Here is a 1,562-nt window from a genome sequence, read left to right as displayed (position 1 = left end):
ACGCCAGCTGGCGGAACAAGGGCATTATCCGGCGATTGATATCAATGCTTCTATCAGCCGTTGTATGAGCACTTGTACGCAACCTGCTCATTCCACCATCGCAAACAACTTCCGCCAAATGTACTCCAATTACCTTCAGGTGAAAGAGTTACTGCCGCGTGGTGGCTATCAACCGGGTCAGGACCCTGAGTTGGATCAGTCTGTGTCGATGTATCCGCATTTGCGTTCTTACTTACAGCAATCAGCGAACGAGGCGGTGGATTACACCACCAGTTTGACTGAGCTGGCTCAAATGTTCCAAGGCGCACAGTAGAGAGCGAACGCAGCGATGAAAGCCAAACTTAAAGCGGTCGGCAAACTGCAACAAATGGAAGAAAAGCAGCGTTATAGGGTCGGGCAACAGCTCGACGCTATGCGTCATCGTCGCAATCATCTTGCAACGCAGTTGCAACAACTTTCAGCTCTCAAAGGACACGCTGGTCAATCGGCGTTGTCCTCTCCGTCTTTGAATAGCGCGGCGTTGATGAACTTCAACCGCGTTGATCAGATGCTGCAAAGAATGCTTCGTCACCACGAGCAAGAACAAGCGGTGATGCAAGCCGAATGTGCATCAGTACAAAAAACGTTAGAACACAAACACGCTCGCGTTCAAGGCTTGGAAAAGGTATTAGAGAGATGGCGTACCAAGCAAAATTATGAGAAAGCCAAAAAAGAGCAAAAGCTGATTGAAGACATCATCAACTCTCGCGTGAAACGCAAAACGTTGTAAGCGTTTTGCGTTTATTTTTATCTAGTAAAGAGAAACGTTACGTCGTTTTTCTGCGTCGCAGCCACCCTAATAATCCTCCAAAGAACAACATCCCTGCACCTATTGCACCGCCGCTGCCGTTGTCGCTAAATCCTGAAACATTAGTGTCTTCTGGATCAAAGCCTGAATCACCTTCGCTATGGTAATCCTCTAAGGCTGCTAAGCTCGCGTTATAAACGGTTTTGACCCCAGAACTGGTTCTTGCCTCTATCCACGAGGTGTAATTCAGAATCTCTGTGAAGACGCTCGGAATGGCTGCCGACTCACAAATGGATGAGCCGTAGCTCACAATCCCGATTTGCTGATACATACCGTTGCTGTCTTGATAGGTGAGTGGGCCGCCAGAGTCTCCGCTACATATTCCGGTATAGCTACGGTCTGGAAAGCCATTTGCACAAATGTTTTCTTGGTCGTTATACCCCACAACGAGAGAAGCACATTGGGCATCAGAAAGCGGTTGAACCTCCGCCCATCGTAAATAGTTCGGGCCACTGGTGTCGGTCGTGGACGTTTGTCCCAATCCAAAGATTTGATAAACCGATTCGCCGCTGTAATCGCCAAAATCTTGAGGCAGAGTGATGGACTGAACGTTATCGGTAATTGGTCGGGTTAACTCCAATACCGCCAAGTCGTTAATCCACAGGTCATTAGGATCATAGTTGGGATGAATCGTAATAGTGCGAACGTCTTTGAACTCTTCGACATAAACATCGTTCATGGTTGGATTTTTTACCAGAACACGGAGGTCATTCGC

2 protein-coding genes and 1 pseudogene are annotated in these 1,562 nt (G+C 48.0%); 2 read left to right on the top strand and 1 reads right to left on the bottom strand.

Features of this window, described 5'->3' with window-relative positions; translation table 11 throughout:
- Positions 1 to 313 (top strand): annotated as a pseudogene (fliI, locus tag R7O12_RS24445) (flagellum-specific ATP synthase FliI); the annotation flags it as partial.
- Between the two features lie 15 nt (positions 314 to 328).
- On the top strand, positions 329 to 769 hold the full coding sequence (fliJ, locus tag R7O12_RS24440) for a flagellar export protein FliJ (RefSeq protein ID WP_318126624.1): 441 nt from the start codon (positions 329 to 331) through the stop codon (positions 767 to 769).
- Between the two features lie 37 nt (positions 770 to 806).
- On the opposite strand, the gene R7O12_RS24435 is transcribed toward fliJ, so the two are convergent.
- Positions 807 to 1,562, bottom strand: a 756-nt coding sequence (locus R7O12_RS24435; RefSeq protein ID WP_318126623.1) for a trypsin-like serine protease, incomplete at its 5' end; no start/stop codon positions are given.

The sequence above is a fragment of the Vibrio sp. Vb1574 genome (assembly GCF_033338675.1).
Note: the sequence above shows the minus strand (reverse complement) of the source record. Positions and strands in the feature narration are given on the sequence as shown.